The 26,264-nt window shown below is 72.2% G+C and carries 19 protein-coding genes; 5 read left to right on the top strand and 14 right to left on the bottom strand.

The window, feature by feature from the left end:
- Positions 1 to 22: 22 nt before the first annotated feature.
- Positions 23 to 841 (top strand): hypothetical protein, encoded by an 819-nt coding sequence (locus tag OG623_RS32670; protein WP_406151208.1) that lies wholly within the window; start codon positions 23 to 25, stop codon positions 839 to 841.
- Here the strand turns inward: OG623_RS32670 and OG623_RS32665 are convergent.
- The 9 genes from OG623_RS32665 to OG623_RS32625 all read right to left on the bottom strand — a co-directional run bounded on the left by OG623_RS32665 (position 836) and on the right by OG623_RS32625 (position 18,048).
- A complete protein-coding gene (locus OG623_RS32665) occupies positions 836 to 2,236 on the bottom strand; it encodes an MDR family MFS transporter (RefSeq protein ID WP_406151207.1) in 1,401 nt (466 codons plus the stop codon). The genes OG623_RS32670 and OG623_RS32665 overlap by 6 nt on opposite strands.
- Positions 2,233 to 12,210: an amino acid adenylation domain-containing protein gene (locus tag OG623_RS32660; RefSeq protein ID WP_406151206.1), complete on the bottom strand. Its 9,978-nt coding sequence runs from the start codon at positions 12,208 to 12,210 to the stop codon at positions 2,233 to 2,235. The genes OG623_RS32665 and OG623_RS32660 overlap by 4 nt, the downstream gene beginning before the upstream one ends.
- A 1-nt stretch (position 12,211) precedes the next feature.
- Positions 12,212 to 12,997: an ABC transporter ATP-binding protein gene (locus OG623_RS32655; RefSeq protein ID WP_406151205.1), complete on the bottom strand. Its 786-nt coding sequence runs from the start codon at positions 12,995 to 12,997 to the stop codon at positions 12,212 to 12,214.
- Positions 12,994 to 13,935 carry a FecCD family ABC transporter permease gene (locus OG623_RS32650; RefSeq protein WP_406152107.1) on the bottom strand — a complete coding sequence of 314 codons (942 nt, stop codon included), beginning with the start codon at positions 13,933 to 13,935 and terminating at the stop codon, positions 12,994 to 12,996. The genes OG623_RS32655 and OG623_RS32650 overlap by 4 nt, the downstream gene beginning before the upstream one ends.
- A 50-nt stretch (positions 13,936 to 13,985) precedes the next feature.
- Positions 13,986 to 15,011 carry a FecCD family ABC transporter permease gene (locus tag OG623_RS32645; RefSeq protein WP_406151204.1) on the bottom strand — a complete coding sequence of 342 codons (1,026 nt, stop codon included), beginning with the start codon at positions 15,009 to 15,011 and terminating at the stop codon, positions 13,986 to 13,988.
- The gene (locus tag OG623_RS32640) at positions 15,008 to 16,012 is read right to left on the bottom strand and encodes an ABC transporter substrate-binding protein (RefSeq protein ID WP_406151203.1); all 1,005 of its coding nucleotides are present in this window, start codon (positions 16,010 to 16,012) and stop codon (positions 15,008 to 15,010) included. The genes OG623_RS32645 and OG623_RS32640 overlap by 4 nt, the downstream gene beginning before the upstream one ends.
- Positions 16,013 to 16,111: 99 nt before the next feature.
- Positions 16,112 to 16,963, bottom strand: a complete 852-nt coding sequence (locus tag OG623_RS32635; RefSeq protein WP_406151202.1) for a siderophore-interacting protein — start codon at positions 16,961 to 16,963, stop codon at positions 16,112 to 16,114.
- Positions 16,960 to 17,199 carry a phosphopantetheine-binding protein gene (locus OG623_RS32630; RefSeq protein WP_406151201.1) on the bottom strand — a complete coding sequence of 80 codons (240 nt, stop codon included), beginning with the start codon at positions 17,197 to 17,199 and terminating at the stop codon, positions 16,960 to 16,962. Before OG623_RS32630 ends, OG623_RS32635 begins: the two co-directional genes overlap by 4 nt.
- Before the next feature lie 258 nt (positions 17,200 to 17,457).
- Positions 17,458 to 18,048, bottom strand: coding sequence for a TetR/AcrR family transcriptional regulator (locus OG623_RS32625; RefSeq protein WP_406151200.1), 591 nt, complete (start codon positions 18,046 to 18,048; stop codon positions 17,458 to 17,460).
- Positions 18,049 to 18,147: 99 nt separating this feature from the next.
- On the opposite strand from OG623_RS32625, the gene OG623_RS32620 reads away from it, so the two are divergent.
- A complete protein-coding gene (locus OG623_RS32620; RefSeq protein ID WP_406151199.1) occupies positions 18,148 to 18,837 on the top strand; it encodes an SDR family NAD(P)-dependent oxidoreductase in 690 nt (229 codons plus the stop codon).
- 20 nt (positions 18,838 to 18,857) lie between these two features.
- Here OG623_RS32620 and OG623_RS32615 read toward each other — a convergent pair whose 3' ends face one another.
- Positions 18,858 to 19,709 carry an enoyl-CoA hydratase/isomerase family protein gene (locus OG623_RS32615; RefSeq protein ID WP_406151198.1) on the bottom strand — a complete coding sequence of 284 codons (852 nt, stop codon included), beginning with the start codon at positions 19,707 to 19,709 and terminating at the stop codon, positions 18,858 to 18,860.
- 99 nt (positions 19,710 to 19,808) lie between these two features.
- On the opposite strand from OG623_RS32615, the gene OG623_RS32610 reads away from it, so the two are divergent.
- The 3 genes from OG623_RS32610 (at position 19,809) to OG623_RS32600 (ending at position 22,552) form a co-directional block, all read left to right on the top strand.
- Positions 19,809 to 20,189, top strand: coding sequence for a winged helix-turn-helix transcriptional regulator (locus OG623_RS32610; protein ID WP_406151197.1), 381 nt, complete (start codon positions 19,809 to 19,811; stop codon positions 20,187 to 20,189).
- Complete coding sequence (locus tag OG623_RS32605; protein ID WP_406151196.1) at positions 20,186 to 21,025, top strand: hypothetical protein; 840 nt, start codon at positions 20,186 to 20,188, stop codon at positions 21,023 to 21,025. The genes OG623_RS32610 and OG623_RS32605 overlap by 4 nt, the downstream gene beginning before the upstream one ends.
- Before the next feature lie 138 nt (positions 21,026 to 21,163).
- Entirely contained in the window at positions 21,164 to 22,552 is a 1,389-nt protein-coding gene (locus OG623_RS32600) for an MFS transporter (RefSeq protein ID WP_406151195.1), read from the top strand.
- Between the two features lie 10 nt (positions 22,553 to 22,562).
- Here OG623_RS32600 and OG623_RS32595 read toward each other — a convergent pair whose 3' ends face one another.
- The 4 genes from OG623_RS32595 to OG623_RS32580 all read right to left on the bottom strand — a co-directional run bounded on the left by OG623_RS32595 (position 22,563) and on the right by OG623_RS32580 (position 26,215).
- A complete protein-coding gene (locus OG623_RS32595; protein ID WP_406151194.1) occupies positions 22,563 to 23,048 on the bottom strand; it encodes an NUDIX hydrolase in 486 nt (161 codons plus the stop codon).
- A 10-nt stretch (positions 23,049 to 23,058) separates the two neighbouring features.
- Entirely contained in the window at positions 23,059 to 24,681 is a 1,623-nt protein-coding gene (lnt, locus tag OG623_RS32590; protein WP_406151193.1) for an apolipoprotein N-acyltransferase, read from the bottom strand.
- 108 nt (positions 24,682 to 24,789) lie between these two features.
- Positions 24,790 to 25,353 carry a hypothetical protein gene (locus tag OG623_RS32585; RefSeq protein WP_406151192.1) on the bottom strand — a complete coding sequence of 188 codons (564 nt, stop codon included), beginning with the start codon at positions 25,351 to 25,353 and terminating at the stop codon, positions 24,790 to 24,792.
- A gap of 70 nt (positions 25,354 to 25,423) precedes the next feature.
- Positions 25,424 to 26,215 carry a glutamate racemase gene (locus tag OG623_RS32580; protein ID WP_406151191.1) on the bottom strand — a complete coding sequence of 264 codons (792 nt, stop codon included), beginning with the start codon at positions 26,213 to 26,215 and terminating at the stop codon, positions 25,424 to 25,426.
- Between the last annotated feature and the right edge of the window lie 49 nt (positions 26,216 to 26,264).

The following is a 26,264-nucleotide window of genomic DNA, read 5'->3' as shown; positions in this document are numbered from 1 at the left end:
TCCCCAGGGGGCCCGCACCCGGGTGGCACCGGCCGCGCGCCCCCGCCTCTCGTATGCGGGTCGGTCTAAGCTGGAGGCCCGGACCGAGGACGACGAGGGGGACGCGATCAACACCGCCGAAACGGGCCGGCGCCCGCTGGACTCCGCCGGTGTCCTCAACGCGAAGAACACCCTCCTGGAGCTCCTCGGCCGTGCGGGAGTGTTCAGGGGCGAGGCCGAGGAGCTGATCGCGCTCGTGGAGGCCGGTGCCGTCGCCGACGCGCACAGCGAGGTCGGGAAGGCCGCGGGCGCCCCGGCCGGCCACGGGGAGCCGTACACCACCGGCTGGCACGACGGTGCCAGGGCCGTCGGCGACGAGCTCGCCCGCGTCGCCGAACAGGCCCTCGACCGTGCTATCGGCCCGGCGGCGTCGGGCTCCACCGCGGCGCGCCTTCCCCCGGTGGGCCGGGTGGACGTGGAGCGGGTGAACGTCGCCGTGACGCCCCTCTATCTGGCGTTCAGCGAGCGCTCGGGCCTCGACCCCGAGGTGTCGGACGAGGTGCTCACCGCGGTGATCGGCACGCTGAGTGTCGTCGGCCGGGTCGGTTACGCCGGACAGCTGGAGCAGTTCACCGAGACCCACCGGGAGCGGCTGGAACGGCTGTACGCCCGGTACGGGCCCGGCAGCCGCATCGCCGTCCACGGCCGCTACTCCCTCCTCCACTCCCCCACGAGCATCGCCGTGCTCGAACGCCTCATGAGCGCACCGGCGGCTCTGCGGACGGAGTGGGAGCACGCGGAACTGCCCCCGGCCTGGCTGGAGGGTCTCACCAGCGCCTGGCGAGCGTCGGACGGTTCATGACTTCCTGGCCCGGGTCCTCGGCAGCCTGGTGGCCCCGGCGGCGGCCAGCAGACAGAAGCCGAGCACCCACCAGAAGGTGTCACCGAACGCCGAGGGGATGTCCTGGCCCCGGTGGGACAGCCGGCTCTGGAGGACCACGGCGAGGGCGGCGGTACCCACCGAACCGCCCACGGTGTTGAGCAGGTTGAGCGCTCCGGACGCCCGTGGCAGCTGCTCGGGTTCGATGCGGCTGTAGACGATGTTCATCACGGGCGCGCCGACCATCGCCATGCCGAGACCGCGCACCGCGAGCGCCACGACGATCACGGCGTCGGGGATCCCGTGGCCCAGCTGGGTGAAGGGGACGGTCCCCGCGAGGATCAGCACGATGCCGGTCACCACGAGCGTCCGTGGCGCGACCTTGTCGATGGTGCGGTTGACCAGGACGGATCCGGCTGCGGCGCCCAGCCCCTGCGGGGCCAGCAGCAGTCCCGCCTGCCACGCCGACAGTCCGCGGCCGGTCTGGAAGTAGAGCGGCAGCAGGAACGTCGTGCCGAACACCGAGGCGCCGAGGACCACCAGGGCGAGGGCTGCGGCGCCGAAGGGCGGCCGGGCGAACAGCCGGGGGTCGACCAGCGGGGTTGTGCGGGTCCGAAGCCCGTGCACGGTGAAGCCGGCGAGCATCGCGAGACCCACCGCCACTCCGGCCACGGCGGGCAGGGTGCGGCCGTGGGCGACCTCGGTGAGTCCGTACACCAGGACGGCCAGGCCGGGCGAGAGCAGCAGGGCCCCCCGGGCGTCGAACGGGGTCCGGCGTGTCGACGGCGCCACCGCGGGGACGAAGCGGCGGGCGAGCAGGGCGGCGATCACACCGATCGGCAGGTTGATCAGGAACAGCCACGGCCACGACGCCACGCCGAGTACCGAGCCACCGACCAGCGGGCCGAGCACCGGTGAGAGCAGCGGGACGACCGCGACGACGCTGATCACCCGCCCGGTGCGGTTCGGTCCCGCGATACGGGCCAGCAGCGCCTGCCCGGTGGCGGGCAGCAGCCCGCCACCGAGACCCTGGATCACCCGGAAGATGACCAGGCTGGTCGCCGACCAGGCCAGCGCGCACAGGACTGAGCCGAGCAGGAACACGCCCACGGCGGTGAGCCAGGTCCGCTTCCCGCCGAACCGGTCGGCCAGCCAGCCGGACGCCGGCACCGCGGCCACCACCGCCAGCAGATAGGCGGTGGTGACCCATTGGATCTCCGCGACGGAGGCGCCGAACTCCTCGGTCAGGGTGTCGATGCCGACGCTGACGATGGTGGCGTCCAGCGTCGCCATGAAGGTGCCGAGCACCAGGATGAAGGCGACCCCCAGCAGCCGCCGGTCCACCCGCTCGGCGGGAGGCGCGACGTCCCCGCTCATCGGTCCTCCAGGAGGTCGAGCGCAGCCGCGTCCAGGTGCTTGTCGAGGGACCTGAGCAGATCGAGCAGTTCGTCGGCGAGCCCTGCGGTGTCCACCCCGGCCCGGTGGGCGAGCACACCGGTCCAGCCCTCGCCGTCCGGCATGACCGTCAGGGTCACCGGGTGGTGCGTGGCCTCACGGAAGCGGGTGCCGACGACCCTGAGCCCGGGGGCGGGTTCGCGCAGCCGGTCGGGGTCGACCGGGTAGTTCTCGAACACCACCATGCTGTCGAAGAGCCTGCTGCGGCCGGTCAGCCGCTCCAGGTCGGCCAGCGGGACGTGCTGGTGCTCCACCAGGGCCCGCTGCCCGGCCTGGAGTGCGGTGAGCGTCTCGGCGAAGGTGCCGTCGAGCCGTGCCCGTACGGGGACGGTGTTGGCCAGCAGCCCGATGATCTCCTCGACGCCGTCCAGCTCGGGGGGCCTGGAGGCGACCATGGCGCCGAAGCAGACGTCCCTTCGTCCTGAACGCCGGGCGAGCAGCACCGCCCAGGCGCCCTGCACCAGGGTGTTGCGGGTCAGTCCGCGCCGGGCCGCGGTGCGGGTGAGGTCGGCCACCAGGGCCGGGTCGAAGTCGATGACCTCGGGTTCCTGCCAGGCCGGTCCGGGCTCGACGCCGCCGAGGTGGTCGCCATCGGGCAGGCCGTCGAGCTCGGCCGCCCAGGCGGCCAGGTCGGGTTCGTGGTCGGCGCACCAGGTCAGGTAGTCGCCGAACGGTACGGGGGCGGGCAGATCCGGGGCCACGCCCCGGAGCCGCGCCGTGTAGAGGGCGAACAGTTCGGTGAGGATGCGCGGGGCCGACCAGCCGTCGGACAGGACGTGATGGGTGGTCAGCACCAGGTCGGCGCGCTCGGCACCGCGCCGGATCACGGTGAGGCGGACGAGCGGACCCGCCGCGAGGTCGAAGGGCTCGGCCAGGTCGGCGGCGAGCACCTCGCCGGCCGGCCTGTCGGTCACCCGGAAGTCCGGGCGGGGCGCCATGGGGATCACCGCCAGCGTGGCGGGGAAGACGGCGCCCATGTTCGGGTGACGGGCCAGCAGTTCGTCGCCGGCGGCGCGCAGGGCTTCGACGTCGAGCGCGCCGGCGAGGGAGAACGTCGACTGCACGGTGTACGGGTCGGGCCGCTCGGTGCGCGAGTGCCGCAGCATCACCTCCTGCAACGGGCTGAGCGGCTGTACGGCGGCCACCTGGCGGTCGGGGCCGAGCGCGCCGATCTCCGGTGCGGACGCGGTGCGCAGGAGCGCGGTCCGCAGATGCTCCGCCAGCTCCTCGATCTCGGCGGGGGTGAACAGCGCCGAGGGTGAGGTGATCCGTACCCCGAGCGTCTCGTCGCGCACCAGGGCGTTGACCATCAGGCTGTGCGGCAGGGGCATGCTGTCTGACCCGCCGGAGCCGAGGGGGTCGGCGTCCGGGGGCGCCTGCCAGGGTGTCTCGTCGGCCGGGGCTCCTGGGTACTGGCCGAGGTAGTTCCAGGCGATCTCGGGCCGCACGGGGTCGAGCAGGCCGGCCGTGGTGAGGATGCCGTGGCCGAGTCCGTCGCCCTGGGCGCGCAGCCGCTCCTTCACGGCCTGTACGTCGTCGTCCGCGTCGAGCAGCACGGGGTGGACGGCGGTGAACCAGCCGACGGTCTGGGACAGGTCGACCTGCCGCGGACGCCCGTGGCTCTCCAGCGCGACGAGGAGCTGCGGCGTCCCGCGCCAGGCGCGTACGGCCCGGGTGAGCGCCGTGAGCAGCACGGCGTCCGGGGTGGTGCGGTAGGCGGCGGGCAGCGTCGTGATCAGGGCGCGGGTCGCCTCGGTGTCGAGCCGGAGCTCGTGGTGCGTCGCCGTGGCCACGGTGTCGACGGCGGGGTCGAGCGGGCGGCCGGCGAGTGCCGGGGCGCCGCTCGTCCGCTGCCAGTGCGGCAGCTCGTCGCGCCGGTCGGCCGCGCGCAGCGTACGCGCCCAGCCGAGGAACGACTCGCCGTGCCTGGCCAGGGTGCCTCCGGAGTGGGCGTGTTCCACGTCGTCCAGCAGGACGCGCCAGGACACGCCGTCAACGACCAGGTGGTGGGCGATCAGCACGAGGCGGCCCGGCCAGTCGGGGCCGGCGTCCACCCACACCGCGCGCAGCAGGGGTCCGGTGCGCGGGTCCATCGAGGCGCGGGCCGCCTCGGTCCCGGAGTCGGCCGCTGCCCGCAGGTCGCCGCCCGCGGGGACGCGGGTCAGTACGTCGGCCCCGGTGACGGCGCCGACGGGCGGGATGCGCAGGACGTCGTCGGCCAGGTGGGCCCGCAGCACGTCGTGGCGGGCGAGTACCGCGTCGAGCACGGACCGCCAGCCTGACTCGTCGCCGCCGGGCGGGACGCAGATCTCCACCCACTGGCAGAAGGCGTCGGCGGCGGACCCCGCGCGGCGCAGCAGGTCCCGCATCACCGGGGTCAGCGGCGCGTCCCCGACCGCGGGTGCCTCACCCGCGTCGAGGTCCCTGGCGCGGGCGGCGATGCCGGCGACGGTCTCCCCTTCGAACACGTCCTTGGCGGCGAGACCGAGCCCCTGGCGCCGGGCGCGCGAAACCACTTGGAGGGCGACGATGCTGTCCCCGCCGACTGCGAAGAAGTCGTCGTCGAGGCCGACGTCGTCGGTGCCCAGGATGTCCCGGAACACCGCGAGCAGCAGGGCCTCGGCCTCGGTGGCGGGTGCACGCCGTGCGGCCGCGGTGATCTCGGGCGCGGGCAGGGCCGAGGTGTCGAGCTTGCCGCTGGGGCTCAGCGGAAGCCGGTCGAGCGGCACGAGTGCCGTGGGCACCATGTGGTCGGGCAGTTCCCCGGCCAGGTACTCGCGCAGTCGTGCGGTGTCGAACTCGGCGTCGTCGGTGGGGATGACGTAGCCGACGAGCCTGCCCTCCCGCATGATCACGGCGCAGGCGCGGACGTCGGGATGGCCGGTGAGCGTGGACTCGATCTCGCCCAGTTCGACGCGGAAGCCCCGGATCTTGATCTGGTGGTCGGCACGGCCGATGAACACCAGCTGTCCGTCGGGCCGCCACCGCACCAGGTCGCCGGTGCGGTAGATCCGCTCCCCGGGCGGGCCGTAGGGGGAGGCCACGAACGTCGACGCGGTGAGGCCGGGGCGGCCGAGGTAGCCCCGGGCCAGGCTCGGGCCGCCGAGGTACAGCTCACCCGTCACCCCGACGCCGACCGGCTGGAGGCCGTCGTCGAGTACGTAGGCGCGGACGTCGGGGTCGGGGCGGCCGATGGGCAGCGGCCCCGTGTCGTCCGGGTCGTAGCGCCACAGTGTGGAGTTGATGGTGACCTCGGTCGGCCCGTAGGCGTTGAACATGGCGCTGCGGCCCTGGCCCCAGCGCCGTGCCAGCTCGGGGTCCAGGCGCTCGGCGCCGACGACGAAGAAGACGTCGGGGTCGACGGTGCGGTCGTCGGGCATCGCGGCGAGGAACGAGGGGAGCAGGTTCACTCCGGTCACCCGGTGCTCCACGATGTAGTCGAGGAGTTCGTCGCCGGGTACGCGCACCTCCTCGGGCGCGATCACGGAGGTGCCGCCGGAGAGCAGCGGCACCATGGTCTGCCAGAACGCGACGTCGAAGCTGGTCGACGCGAAGTGCAGGTAGCGGTCGCGCTCGGTGACGCCGACGACCTCCTCCTGGAGTGCGATCAGGTCGGGCACACCCCTGTGGGTCACGCCGACGCCCTTGGGGCGCCCGGTGGTGCCCGAGGTGTAGATGACGTAGGCGAGCGCGTCGTCGGTGAGCGCGGCGCGTGCCTCGGCGGGATCGGTGCCGGGCGCCGAGGCGAGGGTGGCCGGGTCGTCGAGGCGCAGCACCGGGATCTCGCGTGCGACGGGCAGTTCGGCGCCCGTCGTCACGACGGCGGCCGGGGCGATGTCGTCGAACATGTAGGCGAGCCGCTCGCGCGGGTAGCTCGCGTCCATCGGTACGTACACGGCACCGGCCTTGATCACGCCGAACAATGCCACGGTCATCTCGATGTCACGTCCGAGCAGCACGGCGACGGGGTCCTGCGGCCGTACCCCGCGCGCGATCAGCGCATGGGCGAGCCGGTTGGCCTCGGCGTCCAGTTCGGCGTAGCTCAGGCTGCGGTCGCGGCAGACCAGCGCCTCGGCGTCGGGCTTGCGGTCCACCCAGGCGGCGAACTCGTCCAGCCAGTGACCGCGCGCCCTGGCGGCGACGATCTCGGTGCCGGTGCGCAGCATCCGCTGCCGTTCGTCGGCGTCGAGCGCGGGCAGCCTGATAGCCGGCCGTGCCGGGTCGTCGACGATCTCCCGCAGGAGGTTGTGCAGCCAGCGGCCGTAGTCGCGTACGGCCGACGCGTCGAAGGCGCGCGGCTGGTAGCCGAGGCCGATCGTGATCTCGTCGTCGGGGATCACGATGACGGTCAGGGCGTAGTGGGTGGCGTCGGTGATGTCCACGCCCGCCAGGTCGAGCCCGGGGGCGAGCGGGGTGCGCTTCCGGCTGGACAGCGGGAAGTTCTCCATCACCAGCATCGTGTCGAAGAGTTCACCGATGCCCGTGGCCCGCTGGATCTCGGGCAGCCCGATGTGGTGGTGCTCGCCCAGCGCGACGCTCTCGGCGTGCACCTGTGCCATCAGGTCACGCGCCGTCGTGTTCCGGCCGTGCCGGACGCGTACCGGGATCGTGGTGCCGAGCTGGCCGATCATCGACTCCACGCCGTCGACCTCGGCGGGCCGCCCGGAGACCGGGCAGCCGAACACGACGTCCTGGCGCCCGGTGAGCCGGCCCAGCAGAAGTCCCCACGCGGTCTGGAGCACCGTCGTCAGGGTGACGCCCTCCTCGCGGGCGAAGGCGCGCAGCCGGTCGCTGAACTCGCGGCCGAGACCGACGGTTTCGCGGCCGGGGCGCTCGATGCCGCTGCCGGTGCTCGCGGGTGCCAGCCTCGTCGCGTCGTCGACGCCGGCCAGGGCGTCGCGCCATGCGCCGAGCGACACCTCACGGTCCCGGCCCGCCAGCCACCGGAAGTACTCCGAGAGCGGCCGGCCTGCGGGGGCGGCGGGCCCGCCGCCGAGCTCGGCGTAGATGGCGAGCAGGCTACGGCCGACCAGTGGCATGGACCAGCCGTCGAGCAGGGAGTGGTGGTTGGTGATCACCAGCTTGTGCTCGGCGGGTCCCACACGGGACAGCAGGAAGCGGATCAGCGGCGGCCTGCTGGGGTCGAACGGGTGCTCCAGGTCGGCGCGCGCGGCCTCGGTGAACCGGTCGTCCTCCCGCCAGTCCAGGGCGATGTCGGAGGGGATCACCTGCACCACGTCGTCGCCCGCCGTGCCCAGGTAGACCCGCAGGGCGGGGTGCCGGCGCAGCAGTTCGCGTGCGGCCTCGGCCATCCGCTCCGGGATCAGCTCACCGACCAGGGTGGTCACGGCCTGGACGACGTAGACGTCGGTCTCGTCGTCGTCACGGAGCAGGGTGTGGAAGGAAAGCCCGACCTGGAGCGGGGTGGCGGGCAGTACGTCTGCGATGCGGCCGGTGCGTTCGAGGGTGTCGATGGCCGCCTGGTCGAGGTCGACCAGCGGGAGGTCGGACGGGGTGAGCCCGCCCCGGGTGTGCAGTGCGTGCTCGGCCAGGGCGTCCAGAGCCGTGGCCCAGGCGCTCTGGAGGGCCTCGACGACATCGGTGCCGAGCACCTCGGTCGCCGCGGTCCACTCGACGGCCAGCCGGGGCGCGCCCTCCTCGTGGACGAAGCAGTTGAGGGCCAGGATCTGTTCCAGCGCCTTGGCGCCCGGCTCGGTCACCGAGAAGGCGTCGCGCTCGGGCAGCCGCCATCCGGTGTCGGACAACGGGGCGAACCTGCCCAGGTAGTTCAGCAGGACGTCCGGGGGCGGGGTGGCCGAAAGTTCGGCGCTCGTCCCCGGGTCGAGATGGCGCAGTACGCCGTATCCGATGCCGGCGTCGGGCACGGCGCGCCGGGCTTCCTTGGCGGCGCGCAGCGCACGCCCCACGTCGTCGGACGCGGGGACACGGACGGGGTACTCGCTGGTGAACCAGCCGACCGTGCGGGACAGATCGAGGTGTTCGCGGCCGTGGCCCTCCATCGAGACGGTCACGTCGTCGCCCGGCAGACCCCAGGTACGCAGGGCGAGCACGAGCGCGGCCAGCAACACCTCGTCGACACCGGCGCGGTACGCGGCGGGCAGGGTGGTCAGCAGCGCGTCGGTGACCTCGGGCGAGGCGACGGTGACCGAGCGGTGGGCGGTCGACACCGTGTCGCGCGCCGGGTCGAGCGGCCGGGCTCCCAGCCGGGACGCGGCGGCCAGCGCGGTGCGCCAGTGGTCGAGTTCGCCCCGCCGCGCGCCGGTCGTGCCCTGTTCGGCGAGGAGCAGCGCGTGCCTGCGCCAGGAGGCCCCGACGGGGGCGAGGGCGCCTCCGGTGGAGGCGATGTGCAGGTCGGGCAGCAGGACTCGCCAGGACACCCCGTCCATGGCGAGGTGGTGCACGACGAGGACGAGCCGGTCGGGGGTGGCGTCGCCGGTGCGCAGCAGAGCGGCCCGCAGCAGGTCGCCCGTCCTGGGGTCGAGGTCCGCCGCCAGCCGCTGGGCCAGGGCGTCGGCGTCGACGTACTCGCCGCTGACCTCCTCCACGACCGCCGGTACGGTGCCCCGGGGCAGCACCTCAAGGCCGTCGGCCGTCCGCAGCCGCAGTGCGTCGTGGTGGTCGAGCACCGCCCGTACGCCGGTGACCAGGGCGTCCCGGTCCAGCGCGTCGACGCTCAGGGCGGTCCACTGGGCGTATCCGGCGATGACGTCCACATCGGGGTGGGGATCGAGGAGTCCGCGTACGATCGGCGGCGCCGGAACGGGCCCTGTGGGTTCGTCCACCGGCTCGGCAACGTCCACCAGCAGCTCGGCGGACGCTGCCAGGGCGGCGAAGCTGCGGCGGGCCAGCAGGTCACGCGGGCGCAGCCCGAGACCGGCGGCGCGCAGCCTGCTGCTGACGGTGATCGCGGTGATGCTGTCGCCGCCGAGTGCGAAGAAGTCGTCGTCCACACCGACGCGTTCGACCTCGAAGGTCTCGGCGAGCACGGCGCACAGCAGCCGCTCGGGCTCGGTGCTCGCCTCCCGGCCTCCGCCGGCGGAGACGGGCGCGGGCAGGGCGGCGCGGTCGAGCTTGCCGTTGGGTGTGACCGGCAGTTCGGGCAGCACCACAACGGCCGCGGGCACCATGTGGTCGGGCAGCCGCTCGGCGAGGTGGGCGCGTGCCTGGTCCCCGTCGACGGACGCGGACACGATGTATCCGATCAGCCGCGAGGACAGCACCCTGGCGGCCGCGGCGGTGACCCCGGGGACGGCGGCGAGTGCCGCTTCGACCTCGCCGGTCTCCACCCGATGTCCACGGATCTTGATCTGCCCGTCGCCCCGGCCGCCGTATACGAGACCGCGGTCAGGCACCCAGCGGGCCAGGTCGCCGGTGCGGTACATCCGGTCCCCCGGTGCGCCGAACGGGTCGGCGACGAAGCGTTCGGATGTGGCTCCCGGCCTGCCGAGGTAGCCGCGCGCCAGGTGCGGTCCCGCGAGATAGAGCTCTCCCGTGGTGCCGCCCGGGACGGGCTGCAGCGCGCTGTCCAGGACGTAGGTCCTGGTGCCTGCGAGCGGGTGGCCGATCGTCGGCTCGTCGCCGTCGATCCGGGCGGTGGTGGCGTCGACGGTCGCCTCGGTCGGGCCGTAGATGTTGCGCGCTGCCGTCCCCGATCCGGCGACCCGCTGCCACAGTGCGGGCGGGGTCGCTTCCCCGCCGAGCACCAGCAGCGTGGGCCGCAGGTCCAGCAGTCCGCCCTCGATCAGCGGGGCGGCCATCGAAGGGGTGGTGTCGACGATGTCGATGCCGTCACGGGTGTACGCGGTGAGCAGGGCGTCGGCGTCGCGGATCGTCTCGGCGTCGTAGACATGCAGGGCGTGCCCGCACAGCAGCCACACCAGGTGGTCGAAGGCCGAGTCGAAGGCGAAGGAGTAGGTGTGGGCGACGCGCAGCTGCCTGCCGGCGGCCTGTTCGGCCTCCGCGACGACGGTGGAGCGCTGGTGGTGCAGCAGTGCGGCCAGACCGCCGACCCGGCCCAGGACACCCTTGGGGCGTCCGGTCGAGCCCGAGGTGTGGATGACGTAGGCGAGGTGCTCGGGGTGCCGGGGCGCGGCCAGTTCACCGGCGATCAGGGGCGCTCCGGACAGGCCTGCGGCCTCGCCGAGAAGGGTGTCCCAGGGCAGCCCGTCCATCGCGCCCGAGGTCACCACCAGTGCGGGGCGGGTGTCGTCGATCAGCTCGTGGAGCCGCTCGGGCGGGTACGCGGCGTCCAGCGGCAGGAACGCGGCGCCCGCGTCCAGCACCGCCAGCAGGGCGACGACGGAGTCGGCGGAGCGGGGCAGCGCGAGCGCCACGACGTCGTCGGCGCCGATGCCCCGGGCGCGCAGGGCGCGGGCCACCCGGTGCACCCGGTCGGCGAGTTCCTCCGCGGACAGCCGGACCTCGCCGCACACCAGGGCCGTACGTCCGTCTCCCGCGGCGGCCATCGTGTCGAAGGCGGTGGGCACGTCCACCGGGGTGCCGGGCAGCGCGGGCGGGCACCAGGGCTCCATCAGCCGGTCCACGTCGCCGGTCATGGCGATCCGCCCGACGGGCGTGCCGTCGACGAGTGCGGCCAGCAGCGTCCGCAGCCCGGACAACAGGCTGTCGACGGCCGCCTGGTCGTTGGTCCGCGCGTCGACCTCGAAGCCGAGCAGCAGTCCGCCGTCACGGGTGGGCAGGACGCTGAGGCCCATGTCCTCCGGCGGGCCTCCGGCGACGTTGCGCATCACACCGCCCGACCCTGCGAAGTCGATCGCCAGGTCGAACGCCTTGAGGTTGATGCCGCGTCCGTGCAGCAGGGCGCCTGCGCCAGGGGCGCCGAGGTCCTGCGGCAGGTCCTCGCCCCTGTACCGCTGGTGTTCGCGCATCTCGCGCATGGCGGACGCCACCCGCGTGCTCAGCTCGCCGAGCCGGTCGCCGCCGCGCACGGTGACCCGGAGCGGCAGCACGTTGACCGCCATCGCGGGCGTACGCAGTTCCGCGGGGCTCGTCCGGCACATCAGCGGCAGCGCGAACACCACGTCGGTGCGGGCCAGCATCCGGTGCAGGAAGGCGGCATACCCGGCGATGAGCGCCTCGCCCCAGGTGACGCCCTCGGCGTCGGCGAACGCGCGCAGCCGGGCCGTCTCCTCGGGGGTGAGGACGGTGCGGGCGGTCAGGGTGCGGTCGGGCGCGCCGGCGGTGCCGGGGCCGTCGAGGGAGCCGAGTTCGGGCAGCGGGGTGAACCGCTCGACCCAGTACGCCCGGTCATCGGCGAACCGGTCGCTCTCCCGGTAGGCCCGGTCGGCGGCGACGAGGTCGGCGAAGCTGCCGAACTTCGACTTCGCCGGCTGGGTGCCCCGCACGAGGGCGGTGTAGCGGGCACCGGTGCGGCGGGCGAGCATCGCGGCGGAGTAGCCGTCGAACACCAGGTGGTGGCCGAGCTGGGTGTACCAGACCTCGTTGTCCGAGAGCCGGATGACGGTACGTGAGCAGAGCGGCCGGTCCACCATCCCCCGGCACGCTTCGGCCGTCCGCGCCCGCTCGGCGTCGACCAGCGCCTGGGCGGCGGCCACTGGGTCGGCCGCGTCCCTGACGTCGAGCACCTCGGGCGGCTCGACCGGATCCTCGCTCACCGCCTGGCGTGGCCCGTCGGGGGTGTCGTACACACGCAAGCGCAGCGTCTCGGCCTCCTCGGTGGTCGCCCTGACCGCCTCGACCAGCGCCTGGACGTCGACCGGCTCGCTGCCGGATATCTCGACCACGTCGCCGACCACGTAGTACGGCGAGTCCGGCTCCAGGCTCTGTGCGTTCCAGATGCCCAACTGCGCGTGGGTCAGGGGGAGGCGGCCGGAGGGCACGCTTGCGGTGCTCAACTTACTCTCCTTGAAGTGTGGGCACGACCATCGGTGTGCCGGTGACGGGGTCGGGGACGATGACGCTGGGCAGGTCGAAGACGTCCTTCATCAGGGCGGCGTCCACGATGTCTCCGGGGACGCCCTCGGCGACCACCCTGCCGTCCCTCATGGCGACCAGGTGATCGGCGAACCGGCATGCCTGGTTGATGTCGTGCAGGACGGCGATCACGGTGCGGCCCTCGTCACGCAGCCGTGCCAGCAGGCTCAACAGCTGGTACTGGTGGGTGATGTCGAGGAACGACGTGGGTTCGTCGAGCAGCAGGTAGGGCGTCCGCTGCGCGAGCACCATGGCGATCCACACCCGCTGCCGCTGCCCGCCGGACAGCTCCTGCACCGGCCGGTCGGCGAGGTCCTCGACCCCGGCGCCGGCCATCGCGTCGGTGACGGCCTCCTCGTCCTCGGCGGACCACAGCGCCAGCAGCGACTGGTGCGGGAACCGTCCCCGGCTCACGAGCTGACGGACCTTGATGTCGTCGGGGGCGAGCGGATCCTGCGGCAGGAAACCCAGTTGCTTGGCGAGCGCCTTGGGCGCGTACCCGCCGACCTCACGGCCGTCGAGCTCCACGTGCCCTTCCTCCGGGCGCAACAGCCGCACCAGCGCGCGCAGCAGGGTCGATTTCCCACAGGCGTTGGGGCCCACGACGGCGGTGAACGCGCCGTCGGGGACGTCGAGACTCAGCCGTGTGGACACGACCCGGTCTCCGTAGCGCAGGGTGATGTCCCGCGCGCTCAGGCGTGCGGTCACGCGCGCCTCACCTCCTTGGTCAGCAGCCAGATCAGATAGCAACCGCCGATCGCGGTACTCACCACTCCCACGGGCAGCGCGACGGGCGCCAGCAGCATCTGGGCGAGCAGGTCGGCGCCTTGGAGCAGGACCGCGCCGGTGAGCGCGGCGGGGAGCAGCGGCACACCGGCCGCGCCGGCGAGCCTGCGGCCGATCTGCGGGGCCGCCAGGGCGATGAACGCGATGGGTCCTGCCACCGCGGTCACCGTGGCCGTGCAGCCGACGCCGACCAGCACCATCAGCAGCCGCAACCGGTTGAGTCCGACCCCGGTGGTCGCCGCGACCGCGTCACCGAGCGATGCCTGGTGCATGGCGTGCGCCCGCGTGGTCATCAGGATCAGCAGCACGGCGATCAACGCGAACGGGATGCCCACGTCGTCCCAGCCCACACCGTTGAGCGATCCCGCGCTCCAGCCGACGGCGGCGATCGCCACCTCCAGTTCGGCGCGCAGCACGATCCAGGAGTTGATGGCCGTCACCATCGCGTTGACCGCGATGCCGATGACCACAAGACGCAGTCCGGAGAAGCCCCGTCCGTACGCCAGCAGGTAGATCGCGGCCGCGACGACCAGTCCGCCGAGCACGGAGCCCGCGGCCAGTTGCACGGACGTGCCGGACAGCACGGTGATGGCGACCAGGGCACCGGTGTAGGCGCCGGCGTCGAGGCCGATGACGTCCGGGCTGCCCATCGGGTTGCGGGTGAGGTTCTGGAAGAGCGCTCCCGCGACGCCGAGTGCGGCGCCGAAGACCAGCCCGGCCAGCACACGCGGCAGCCGCCAGTCCGAGATCACCACGGAGCGTTCGGTGCCGGTCAGTGCGGCGAACACCTTGGCAGGGGACGCCCAGGAGGCGCCGTAGCACAGCCCGAGCAGTCCGAGGCCGAGCATCAGGGCGACCATGACCGTGACCAGCACGACGGTACGGCGTTCGATTCTCAGTCCGAGTGTCTTCACAGCGACCCCGCCCCGTAACGCCGAACGGCCCAGATCAGCATGGGGCCGCCGAGGAACGCGGTCACGATGCCCACCGGCACCTCACCGGTCGGCAGCAGCACCCGGGACCCGATGTCGGCGACCAGCAGCAGCACAGGACCCAGCACCATCGTGTAGAGGATCAGCCAGGGCACCGAGCCCGCGGCCGGCTTGCGCACCAGGTGCGGCACGATCAGGCCGACGAAGAGGATCGGCCCGGCCACCGCCGTCGCGGCGGCGCAGAGCACGGTGATAAGGACCAGCGCGACGGCGCGCACCCGGCCGACCCCGGCGCCCAGGGTGTGCGCCACGCTCTCGCCCAGCGCCAGGGCGTTGAGCGCCCTGCTCAGCAGGAGTGCACCGAGCAGGCAGACCGCGATGGCGGTCAACGGCAGCCCCAGTGGCGCCTGTTCGCGGGCCGCCAGCGACCCGACCGACCAGAATCTGTACATGTCGAAGACATCGGGCAGCATCAGCCGCAGGCCGAGCGCGACGCCGCTCAGCACCGCGGTCATGGCCACGCCGGTGAGCACGAGGCGCAGCGGCGAGCGGCGCCCGACGGCGGCCACCAGCAGGGCCGCGAGCACGGATCCGATGACCGCGAAGCCGAGTTGGCCCGCCTGTCCGGCGGCGAGTCCCAGCGCCGAGCCGACGGTGATGGCGAACCCGGCGCCCGCGGTGACCCCGAGGATGCCGGGCTCGGCCAGCGGGTTGCGGGCCAGCGTCTGGATCAGCGCGCCCGCCACCGCGAGAGCGGCGCCCACCGCGATGGCCAGCAGGGAGCGGGGCAGCCGGACGTCACGCACGATCACGTGGGCGTCGGTGCCCTGGTAGTCCAGCAACGCGCGCACGACCTCGGTCGGGGGGACCGGGTGGGCGCCGACGCCCATGCTGAGCACGGCGACCACCGCCAACAGCACCAGTCCCCCGACGAGCAGGCCGATCTGTGGTCCGGCGGTCCGCTTGACCCCCGCCGGACCGGACGCGCGACCCGCGACGGTCACCGGTCCAGCAGAGGAGCGAACGACTTGTCGATCGCGTCCAGGGTGTTCATGGCCTCGCCGTAGGTGGCGGCCTCGGTGTAACGGATCGGGAAGGTCTTTCCCGCCTTGACGGCGGGCAGGTTCTTCCACAGCTTGGAGTCGAGGACGTACTGCACCGCCTCGGAGACGCTGCCGTCGGCCTCGACGGAGTACGTCAGGGCGTCGGCCTCGCCGAAGGCGTCCGGGAGGTCCTCGACGGACGGGTACTCGCTGACCGCGCGCGAGCCCTCGCCGGCCTCCTTGACCTTGCCGTAGTACTTCGCACCCAGGTCCTCGGCGATGTTGGTGCCCCACGAACCGCCGAACTCACGCTGGAAGGTGCCCTTGGCGACCTCGCCGTAGGCGCCGACGTGTCCCAGCTTGAGATCGGGAAGCACGTCCTTGTACTTCTTCGCCAGCTCGGCCGCCTTGGTCTCGTACGTCTTCTGCGCGGCGTCGAACTTCTCCAGGGCGCCGGCGGCGTCGGCCTGCTTGCGGGAGAGGCTGCGCCAGGCGGACGGCACGGTCGGGCCGATCGCCACGACGGGGGCGATGGACTCGAGCCGCTTGACGTCGATGTCCCCGAGCACGGGAGCGGGCACACCGATGACGATCAGATCGGGCTCGGCCTCGGCGATGGCCTCGTAGTTGGTCTCGGCCGCCTGCTCACCCGCCACCTTGGTGAGCTTCTTGTACTCGGCGAGGTCCTCCTTGCTCATCATCGGCTCGCCGCGCTTCCACGACGAGATCCCGACGAGGGGCGCGTCGGCCTCGATGAGGGCCGGCACGGCGTAGCCGGTGGCCACCACACGCTTCGGGTCGGACGGAATGGTGATCTTGCCGTTGTCCGCGGCGAACACCCGGGTCTTGTCCTTGCCCGCGGAGTCCGACCCGCCCCCACCGTCCGACGAGGATCCGCATCCGGCCAGGACCAAGGCCAGCGACACGGCACCGACGAGACCGGAGGTTCTGCGTATGGACATTCCTGCTCCTTGAAATTTAGGTAAGGCTTACCTTAGTTGAAATTTTCCCGCCGAGACACCACGGGGCGGCACAGGTCCGCATCCCGGACACCCGGTCGGTCAGTGGTCGTCCTCGTCGAAGTCGGCGACGCCGCGCTTCCAGTAACCGGTGATGTCGTGATCGGCCTTCTCCAGCCGCAGTTCGTCGCGGACCCAGCGACGCAGCGGCTTGATCTGCCCCGCCTCCCCCGCGACCCACACGTACAGCCGCTCACCCTCGGGAACCGTCACCTCGGTCACGGCCCGCACGAACGCGTCGTCCGCGCCCACCGGCCGGTCGCCGCGGTGCAGCCAGCGCACCTCGACGCCCTCCGGCGCGGCCAGCTCGATCTCCTGTGCGGCGTCGACGACTTCGACGAACGCCCAGCCCCGCGCGGTCCTGGGCAGCTCCTCCAGCCAGCGTGCGATGGCCGGTAGGGCCGTGAGGTCGCCGGCGAGCAGATAGCGGTCGTAGGAGTGCGGGACGATCAGCCCGCCGGGCGGTCCCGCGAGATGCATGACGGCGCCCGGCCGGACCACCGAGGCCCAGTCCGACACGAGGCCGCCCTCGTGCAGCGCGACGTCGATGTCGATCTCACCGGCGGCCGGGTCGTAGCGGCGCACCGTGTACTGCCGCGAGACGGGCGCCGGGCGCGGCCAGCGCAGCATGTCCCCGTTGCGCTCGGGCAGCCGCAGCGTTCCGTCCGGATCAGGGAGGATCAGCTTCACGTGCTCGTCCGGCGAGTGGGCCTCGAACCCCTCGGTGCCTGGGCCGCCGAGAGTGACCCGCAGCAGACCGGCCCCGACCATGGCGGTACGGACGACCCGGGTCTCCCGGATGCCGATCGGGTAGCCCACCTTCTCGGCGTGGAGCCCCGCCCGGACCTCCGCGATCCGGTCCAGATGGCGGCTGCGGTGGTCGACCCGGCTCATGCGGCCCCACCCGTCAGCAGCTCGGTCCAGTGGGCCAGTTCGGGCTGCTCCGCCAGGTCGGCGTACTCCAGCTCCTCCACACCCGCGGCACGCCAGCGCTCGACCAGGACCATGGTCCGCACCGAGTCCAGGCCGTGGTCGGCGAGGTTGTCGTCGGGGGCGATCTCCGCGGGGTCGCAGCCGATCAGTTGCGCGACGTCGGCCAGGACGCGTTCGGCCGACAAGGTCTGGTTCATGGGATGACTCCTGAGTGGATGGACGGCGACGGCTCGGTCGGCTCCGGTGCCGCGATCACGCCACTACGGCTCACCCACCAGAACCTAGGCGAGGCTAACCTAACTTCGCGCTCCGTGGTGCGGCATACGCAGGGCCGACCCATGTGACGCAGGCCTCTCACCACGTAAATCCGCCAGACATGACCTGCCGTCACGGCACCGCACGGACCCGGCGTGCGGGCAAGAAGTACGGACAAGAGGTGGCGTATCAGGCCATCGTCAGCCGGACGCGGCGGAAGGCCGCAGACCATCCCTCAGCAGATCGAGCATGCGCGCCGCCTGGTCGCGCTGCTCGGGGGCGCCCGCGACGGCCAGGATGCCGGCGAGGGTGGCACCCACGTCGGAGGCGTCGACGTCGGCACGGATGTCGCCGGCGGCCACCCCGGCGTCGAGGAGCATACGTACGACCTCGACCAGCTCCTCGCGCATCCGCCCGTACTCGAGCTTCCCGGACGAGACGACCGCCCGCAGTGTCTCGATCATGCCGTGCTTCGTCACGGCCCATTCGGCGAACAGGTCCATCCACAGACGCAGCGCGTGGGCCGGTGGATGGGCGGCGAGAAGCTCCTCCGCGCCGCTCCGCAGATGTTCGGTCCGGTCGTGATAGACGGCTTCGACCAGGGCTTCCCTGGTGGGGAAATGGCGGTAGAGCGTGCCGATCCCGACGCCTGCCTCCTTGGCGATCGCGTCGAGCGGGACCCGGCGTTCACCGGACGCGAAGGCGCGCGTGGCGACGGCGATCAGCGTGCGCCGGTTGCGGCGGGCCTCTGCGACCCGGGCGCGCGGGGGATCCGACTCATGGGACGACACGTTGCGGAGTGTACTCCGTTTGGATAGAGTCACGCCCCAATCGGAGGACCCTCCGATTGGGTTGTCGGTCCGGCATCGATGAGCTGAAAGGCTTCGCACATGGGCGTGTTGATTGTTTTCGGTTACGGTCCAGGAATTTCGCACGCGACGGCGGAGCGGTTCGGGCGCGAGGGGTACTCCCTCGCGCTGGTCGCGAGGAACGCCGAGAGGGTCGACGAGGGGGTGGCCCGTCTGAAGGCCGAGGGCATCGAGGCCGTGGGCTATCGGTCCGACGCCAGGGATCCGGAGATGATCCGGCGGACGGTCTCGCGTATCCGCAAGGACCTCGGGGTCGTCTCCGCGGTCCTCTGGACCGCCTTCAGGAGTGGCGGGGTGACGGATGTCCTCGCGACCCGCCCGGAGGACGTCGCCCGGGTGTTCGACGTCGGGGTCATCGGCCTGCTCACCTGCGTGCAGGAGGTGCTGGACGACCTCCGGTCGAGCCCGGGCGCGGCGGTACTCGTCGCCAACGGCTCGGTGGGTGAGCACTCCTCGGAGAGCGACGCCTTCACCAAGCTGCTCGGCATCGACGGTGTGGCCCTCGAGAACGCCGCGAAGTCCAAGCTCGTCGGCGTACTCGCCGAGCGCCTGCGCGAGTCCGGTGTCCACGTCGGCGAGGTGACGATCGCGGGGTCGGTCAAGGGCACGGCGACGGCGAGCCCGACCGCCATCGAGCCGTCACTGATCGCCGGGACGTTCTGGTCCCTCGTACGGGACCGCGACAGGACCCGGGTCCGCATGACCGAGTAGCCCGCTCGCGAAGGATCGACTCACCCGGCGGCGATGGCACGCATCAGACCTTCGAGGTCACGCTCCCCCTCCGGTGTCTGGATGCCACGTTCCAGGGCTCCGGACATAAGCTTCGCGGTGGCCTCCGTGTTCACGAGCGCCGACCACGCGTCGTTCTCCTCCCGGAGACCGGCCACGAGGTCCGCCGGGGGCACGACCCGCTTCGCCTGGGCGATGATCTCCGGACCGAGCGCCGCGATGTCCGTGGCGAGGGTCTCGACGAACACGTCCAGGTCGGCGGCGGGCACCGCACGGTTGATCCAGCCGTACGCGGCGGCCCTTTCGGCGTCCAGGAGTTCGGCGCCGAGAAGCAGTTCGAGAGCGCGGTTCCGGCCGACCCGTTCACGCAGATACTGCGTGCCGCCGCCCCCGGGAAGGATGCCCATCAGCGATTCGGGCTGGCCGATCCGGGCAGTCTCCTTCGCCGCGAAGGCCATGTCGGCGGCGGCGACGAACTCCGCACCGCCGGCGCGCGCGACGCCCGCGAGCTTGACGATGCTGATCTGCGGCTGGTGGCGCAGCAGCTCACCCGTCGCCTGGAACACGTTCACCTCGGGGTTGCTCGCGGCGATGCCCCGCAGCTGGTCCATCCCCTCGAGGATGTGCAGGTCGACATGGGCAAGGAAGAACTCCTCGTTCGCGCTGGAGAACACGATCACCCGCACGGACAGGTCGTCGCGGAGACTCCCCAGCAGCTCGTGCAGTTCACGCATCGTGGTCGCGCCCAGCGCGTTCACGGGCGGGTTGTCCAGCACGACGTGCGCGACCCCGCCCCGGATGTCGACGTGAAGGGTGGTGAAGCCGGCCAGATCCATGGGTTCTCCGGTTGTCATCAGGGGGGTAGGTTTGCGATGCATACCTAATCTCGATCCCCGGTCGAATGCCGTCAAGAACGCACTTTCAGGGCACCAAGGATCACGAAGGACACCGCCATGGCACCGAACACCGTCCACTCCGAGCCCCGGTTCAGCGTCGATTGCCCGAGCCGGCCGATCCTGGACCAGGTCGCGGACAAGTGGTCGATGATGGTGCTGGCGGTGCTTGAGCAGCCGACCCGTTTCAACGAGATCAAGCGGCAGCTCGAAGGAGTGACACAGCGCGTGCTCACTCAGACGCTGCGCCGTCTCGAACGCAACGGCATGATCCGGCGCAGGGTGCTCGAGACCTCGCCGGTGGGTGTCGAGTACTCCTTGACCCCTCTCGGTGAATCGTTCCGCGAGCCGTTCACCCGCCTGTACGACTGGACGGTCGAGCACAGTGCCGAGATCGAGCAGGTGCAACGCGCCTACGACGCACGGACGGCGTCCCGGTGACCCCCGCGGGGGCACAGTGGCTCAGGGGCGAGCTGCTGGAGATAGCCACGGCTCTCTTCCCCGACCATCCACCGCAGGTGGTCCGTGAGTGGGCCGACCCCGTACGGTGGCGCGACCCCGCACCCATCGGCCACCGCTTCCTGGTCCTCCTCTGCCTGGGCGGCGACGGACGCCCGCCGGCCTCAGGATTCGACGACATGCTCGACGTCCTCGAAAGGGCCGGCTGGGCCCCGCGCCGATGGACCCCGAGGGGTGACGGAGCGGCGAGGTCGGCGACGGCCCGGCGCGAGGACTTCGAAGTGCGGGTCCACCAGGGCGGCGGCCGGGGCATCCTGACCGTCACCGGCTGGGCCCCGACCGTGTACACCGGACGGCAGTGGGGCGAGCCACAGTTCACGATCAGCACGGCCGGCGGGGTACTGTGCAACGACTGCCACGGCTGGGGCGATTGCCTGACATGCGAAGGCAGGCCCTACAGCGGCGGAACAGGCGGCTACGGACGATGCTGGTGCGCCGGCAGCTCCGATCCCGGCCTGTGCATCGAATGCACCGGAACGGGACTCCTCACCCCGGAGGAGGCGACGTCGATGCGACGGCACCGCGGGCTGCCCGACACCGACAGCGGTGACACCGAGAGCCACGACTCCAACACCAGCGCCTTCGTGGCGGTCAGCGAACGGCTCTGCGGATGCGGGGAGTTCCGCTGCTTCTGGCGCAACACCGTCGCCGAGTCCGACGGCCATCTCCTCTCCCGCTTCACCGGCACCTGCCACGGCTGCGGCGCACAGCGCGACCACTCCTTCCTGCTCCCCCTGCCCGGGAACACCTCCGCGTAGGGCACCTCCGGGCAGTGGCGCCGTCCCGCACACCGCCCGTCCGAACTATGGTGTCCCACCACATACGCCCCTGACCTGCCCCTTCCTACGGTGTGGCGACACGAACCCGTCCCCGCCAACTGTCCGGAAGTGGTGCACATGGCCTCCGCAGCAACCGCTCCGCCAACACCCGGAAGCCTCAGGCGCATCGTCGCCGCGAGCCTCGTCGGGACCACCGTGGAGTGGTACGACTTCTTCCTCTACGGCTCCGCCGCCGCGCTGGTCTTCAACAAGCTGTTCTTCCCCGGGTCCGATCCGCTCGTCGGTACTCTCCTCTCCTTCCTCACCTACGCCGTGGGCTTCGCCGCCCGACCGATCGGGGCCTTGGTGTTCGGGCACTACGGTGACCGGCTCGGGCGCAAGAAGCTGCTGGTCCTGAGCCTGCTGATGATGGGGAGCGCGACCTTCGCCATCGGGCTCCTGCCGACGCACGCCACCATCGGTTCCGCCGCACCCGTGCTGCTCACCGTCCTGCGCCTGATCCAGGGCTTCGCGCTCGGTGGCGAGTGGGGTGGTGCCGTCCTGCTCGTGTCGGAGCACGGCGACGCGAAACGGCGCGGGTTCTGGGCGTCCTGGCCTCAGACAGGGGCGCCCGCCGGGCAGTTGCTGGCGACCGGGGTGCTCTCCGCCCTCACCGCGCTCCTGTCGGATTCCGCCTTCGAGGCCTGGGGCTGGCGGATCCCCTTCCTCCTCTCCGGCGTCCTCGTGATCCTCGGACTGTGGATTCGTCTCTCTGTCGATGAATCACCTGTCTTCAAGGCCGCCCTTGCCCAGGCCGCCCTGCGCAAGGCGGCTGCCGCTCCCGCCGAGAAGATGCCTCTGGTCGCCGTTCTGCGGCATCACTGGCGCGATGTACTGATCGCCATGGGCGCGCGGATGGCCGAGAACATCAGCTACTACGTCATCACCGCGTTCATCCTCGTGTACGCGACGACATCCGCGGGCCTGTCCGATCAGACGGCGCTCAACGCGGTACTCGTCGCGTCCGCCGTGCACTTCGCCGTGATCCCGCTGTGGGGCGCGCTCTCCGACCGGGTGGGGCGCAGGCCGGTCTATCTGCTGGGCGCCATCGGTGTGGCGCTGTGGATGTTCCCGTTCTTCGCGCTGATCGACAGCGGGAACTTCGGCAATCTCCTGCTGGCCGTCATGGTCGGCCTGATCTTCCACGGCGCCATGTACGCACCGCAGGCGGCCTTCTTCGCGGAGATGTTCGCGACGCGGATGCGCTACTCGGGCGCGTCGATCGGCGCCCAGTTCTCGTCCGTCGCCGCGGGCGCCCCCGCGCCGCTCATCGCCACGGCGCTGCTCGCCGACTTCGACAGCTCGACGCCGATCTCGCTGTACGTCATCGCCGCCGCGCTGCTCACCGTGCTGGCGATCGTCTGCGCGAAGGAGACCAGGAGCCGGGACCTCACGGACATCGGGCCCGACACCGGACGGGGGGCCGCGGATGCCGCGACGGTGCCGTCCGATGCCGGTGGTGCCTGAACGCGGCCGGTCAGGCCCCGGCGGCCGGAGTGGGCTCGAACCAGGTGGGGCCGTCCGTGAGGGACTGCTTGATCCGGAACAGCGAGAACTCGCTGAGCGAGGGCAGCGCGTCCACGTCGAACCAGGCGACCTCCAGCGACTCGTCGTCGTTGACCCGCGCCTCGCCGCCGGTGGCCCGGCAGCGGAATGTGATGTCGACATACTGACAACGGTCGCCATTGGCGTACTGCACGGGCTTCAGCGCCTGGGTGAGCACGACCCGCTCCGCGACACAGCGCACCGCCGTCTCCTCGTACACCTCGCGCTCCGCTGTGGCCGCGGGCTCCTCGCCCGGCTCGCCGATCCCGCCGATGACCGACCACTTGCCCGTGTCCGACCGCCGGCCGAGCAGCACCCTGCCCTGGTCGTCGAAGACGACCGCGGTGACCCCCGGCAGCAGAAGCAGCTGGTGACCTGCGGTGGCACGGATGTCGCGGATGAAGTCTGGAGTAGCCATGCGCCCGAGCCTACGTGGCGTCCTGAGCGTTCCGCGCACCGGCCGAACGGGCCTTCCTCGCCCGCACCGACCTGGCCGTGGACCACCCGAGACCGGCCACGGCGAGCAGCGCCAGTACGCCCTCGGGCAGGGCACCCAGCCGGGTGGCGGGCGTGAGCGAGGACCGCAGCGGCACCTCGTCGACCAGGGCGTCCGGGGTGAACATCTTGGTCTTCTCCACGATCGTGCCGTCCGGCCGGATCACCGCGCTGACGCCGCTGGTGACCGGCACGACGACGGACCGCCCGTGCTCGACCGCCCGCACCTGGCTCATGGCCAGCTGCTGGTAGGTCATCTCGCTGCGTCCGAAGGTCGCGTTGTTGCTCGGCACGGCGATCAGCTGTCCGCCGTCCTTGACGGTGTCGCGTACGGCGTCGTCGAACGCCGCCTCGTAGCAGGTCACGAGCCCGACCTTCGTGCCCGCGAGGTCGAACACCCCGACCTTGCTTCCGGGGCCGAAGTCGCGCTGGACCCGGTCGACGTCCTTGCTGAAGATCCGTGCGAAGGACCGCATCGGCATGTACTCGCCGAACGGCTGGATGTGCCGCTTGTCGTAGGTGCTCACGGGGCCGCTCTTCGGGTCCCACTGGATCAGGGTGTTGCGGAGAAGCCCGGTGTCGGGGGTGAGGACGGCGCCGATGACGGTGGGGGCTCCGATGGCCCGCACGGCGCGGTCGATGACGTCACGGGCGTCGGCGTTGCGGTACGGGTCGAGGTCGGAGGAGTTCTCCGGCCACAGGACGAAGTCGGGCTGGGGCACCTTCCCGGCCTTCACGTCCTCGGCGAACTGTTCCGTGCGCTTCGCGTGGTTGTCCAGGACGGCCCGACGCTGGGAGTTGAAGTCGAGTCCCAGGCGCGGCACGTTGCCCTGGATCGCGGCGACCGTCGCGGTGCCGTCCTCGGGCGCGTCGTCGACGAGCGGGAGGGCCGCCAGCGCCGCGACGACCGGGGCGGCCACGGTGACAGCCGCGGCGACGACGGCGGCGCGGGGCACGGTGCGGGTGGCGCGGTAGCGGAGGACCTGCCGGACGGCCTCCAGGAGCCCGAAGCCGCACAGCACGACAGCGAAGGTGAGCAGCGGGGTGCCGCCCAGCGCTGCGAGCGGCAGGAAGGCGCTGTCGGCCTGGCCGAAGGCGATCTTGCCCCAGGGGAAGCCGCCGAAGGGGACGCGGGCACGCAGCGCCTCGTCCAGCGTCCATACGGCGGCCGCCCAGACGGGCCAGTACGCCAGCCGGGAGACGGCGGCGATCCCGATGCAGCCGATGGCGATGAACACGGCTTCGGCGAGCGCCAGCGCGAGCCAGGGAACAGGGCCGACCTCCTCCCCCGTCCAGTGCAGCAGCGGCAGCATGAAGCCGAGGCCGGAGAGGAGGCCGAGCCCCAGCGCCGCGCGGGCCCGGCGCCCGGTGAGGACCCAGCCCAGCAGGGCGAAGCCGGGCAACACCAGCCACCACAGGGGCCGGGGCGGGAAGCTCACGTGGAGCAGCGCACCGGACAGCACGGCTGCGGCAGGCCGGACGAGCCGCGCCCACGGTTTTCTGCCGCGGGGCACGGGGGCGGGCTGCGGTTCGACGGTGGTGATGGTGGCGCTCACCTGCCGGAGTCTACGGTGAGCGGCTGTGCGAGCGGCAGCGGCAGCAGGTGACAGGCGCGACAGGCACGACAGGCACGACAGATGTGCCAGGTGACGGGTCCTGCCGGCTCAGCGCCCCGGGGTCTTCCCGGCGCCGGTGAGGTGCAGACGGTCGCGGATGAAGCGTACGGCGGCCTCCGCGTCGTCCACCGTGACGGTGAACGTCCTGCCGTCCCCCAGCCTGAGCACCAGCGCCTCCCCCCGGCGCACCACCACGGCCGTGCCCTGGTCGGGCCGCCAGCGGTATCCCCAGCCGCCCCACTGGCGGGGGGTGACGGTGGGCGCGAAGTCCGCGCCGACCACATGGGTGAGGAGGATCCGGCGCCTGGGCAGTCCGGCGTGGCCGCAGCGCACTTCGAGTGCGTCGCCGTCGACCTTGACGGCCACGTGGACGAAGGCGAGCGTCCCGAAGAGGATCAGGAGCCCCGCGGCGACACAGCCGATGACGGACATGAGGAGTGGGGCGAAGCCGCCGCTCCAGGCCGAGTCGACCGCCAGCTCGATGCCGAGCGCGAGGCAGGCCGCGCCGACCGCGGCGAGCAGCCACTGGAAGCGATTGGTGGCCCGTCCCGTCCAGACCGTGCTCGCGGCCTGGCTCGAACCGTGCCACCTGTTACCGGGGTGGTCCGTCATGCCAAGCAGCGTACCCACGTTCCGCGCCGCGGGGAGGGGGTGCGCGGCCCCGGCGAGGCGCCGGGCACGGTCAGATGGCGGAGGTCACTGCCTTGAGCAGCCGGCCCTCGGCGTAGACCAGAGCGGTTCCGGGCAGGTCGGCGGCGTGTCCGCCGAGCAGGACGTCGAGCGTGCCGACGGGTTCGGCCGACGGTGCGGGCGCCGCCCCGACACGGCGCAGCGCCTGGGCGGCCACCGCGTCCGCGGAGCCGTGGAGCACGAGGGGCGCGCGGCCCGGCCGGCCGCCCCCGACGGCGGCGCGAATGCGCTCGGCCACCAGTTCGTAGTGGGTGCAGCCCAGTACGACGTCCGTCACATCGGCCGGGGTGAGGGCGGCTGCCGCGGCCACCGCGCGGTCGATCGCCTCCTCGTCGGCGTGTTCCACGGCGTCGGCGAGACCCGGGCAGGGGACCTCGGTCACCTGCACGGAGTGGGCGAAGTCATGGATGAGCCCCCGCTGGTACGGGCTCCCGGTGGTGGCCGGCGTGGCCCAGATCGCGAACGGGCCGCCGCCGGCGGCGGCCGGCTTGATCGCGGGCACCGTCCCGACGACCGGCAGCCCGGGCTCCAGCTCGGCGCGCAGCGCGGGCAGGGCGCGGACGGACGCGGTGTTGCACGCGACGATCAGGGCGTCCGGCCGGTGGTCCGCCGCGGCGCGTGCCACGGCGAGCGCGAGTCGGGTCACGTCCTCGGGCGTACGGGGCCCCCAGGGCATCGAACCGGGATCCGACGACAACACCAGATCGGCATCGGGTCGAAGCCGGCGTACCGCGGCGGCTGCCGCGAGCAGGCCGATTCCCGAGTCCATGAGTGCGATCTTCACCCGGTCACCATAGTCGACGGCCCTTGCGGTACCGCCTCGGTGGGGCACA

The sequence above is a fragment of the Streptomyces sp. NBC_01012 genome (assembly GCF_045162755.1).
Taxonomy (GTDB): Bacteria; Actinomycetota; Actinomycetes; order Streptomycetales; family Streptomycetaceae; genus Streptomyces.
The sequence above is the reverse complement of the archived record's forward strand: the minus strand, read 5'-3'. Positions and strand labels throughout refer to the sequence as shown.

Coding starts and splice junctions, on each gene's coding strand:
- OG623_RS32665 (WP_406151207.1), bottom strand. CDS start 2,236: ATGAGCGGGGACGTCGCGCCTCCCGCCGAGCGGGTGGACCGGCGGCTG.
- OG623_RS32650 (WP_406152107.1), bottom strand. CDS start 13,935: ATGGTCGCCCTGATGCTCGGCCTCGGACTGCTCGGGCTGTGCTACGGC.
- OG623_RS32640 (WP_406151203.1), bottom strand. CDS start 16,012: ATGTCCATACGCAGAACCTCCGGTCTCGTCGGTGCCGTGTCGCTGGCC.
- OG623_RS32635 (WP_406151202.1), bottom strand. CDS start 16,963: ATGAGCCGGGTCGACCACCGCAGCCGCCATCTGGACCGGATCGCGGAG.
- OG623_RS32630 (WP_406151201.1), bottom strand. CDS start 17,199: ATGAACCAGACCTTGTCGGCCGAACGCGTCCTGGCCGACGTCGCGCAA.
- OG623_RS32620 (WP_406151199.1), top strand. CDS start 18,148: ATGGGCGTGTTGATTGTTTTCGGTTACGGTCCAGGAATTTCGCACGCG.
- OG623_RS32615 (WP_406151198.1), bottom strand. CDS start 19,709: ATGACAACCGGAGAACCCATGGATCTGGCCGGCTTCACCACCCTTCAC.
- OG623_RS32610 (WP_406151197.1), top strand. CDS start 19,809: ATGGCACCGAACACCGTCCACTCCGAGCCCCGGTTCAGCGTCGATTGC.
- OG623_RS32600 (WP_406151195.1), top strand. CDS start 21,164: ATGGCCTCCGCAGCAACCGCTCCGCCAACACCCGGAAGCCTCAGGCGC.
- OG623_RS32595 (WP_406151194.1), bottom strand. CDS start 23,048: ATGGCTACTCCAGACTTCATCCGCGACATCCGTGCCACCGCAGGTCAC.
- OG623_RS32585 (WP_406151192.1), bottom strand. CDS start 25,353: ATGACGGACCACCCCGGTAACAGGTGGCACGGTTCGAGCCAGGCCGCG.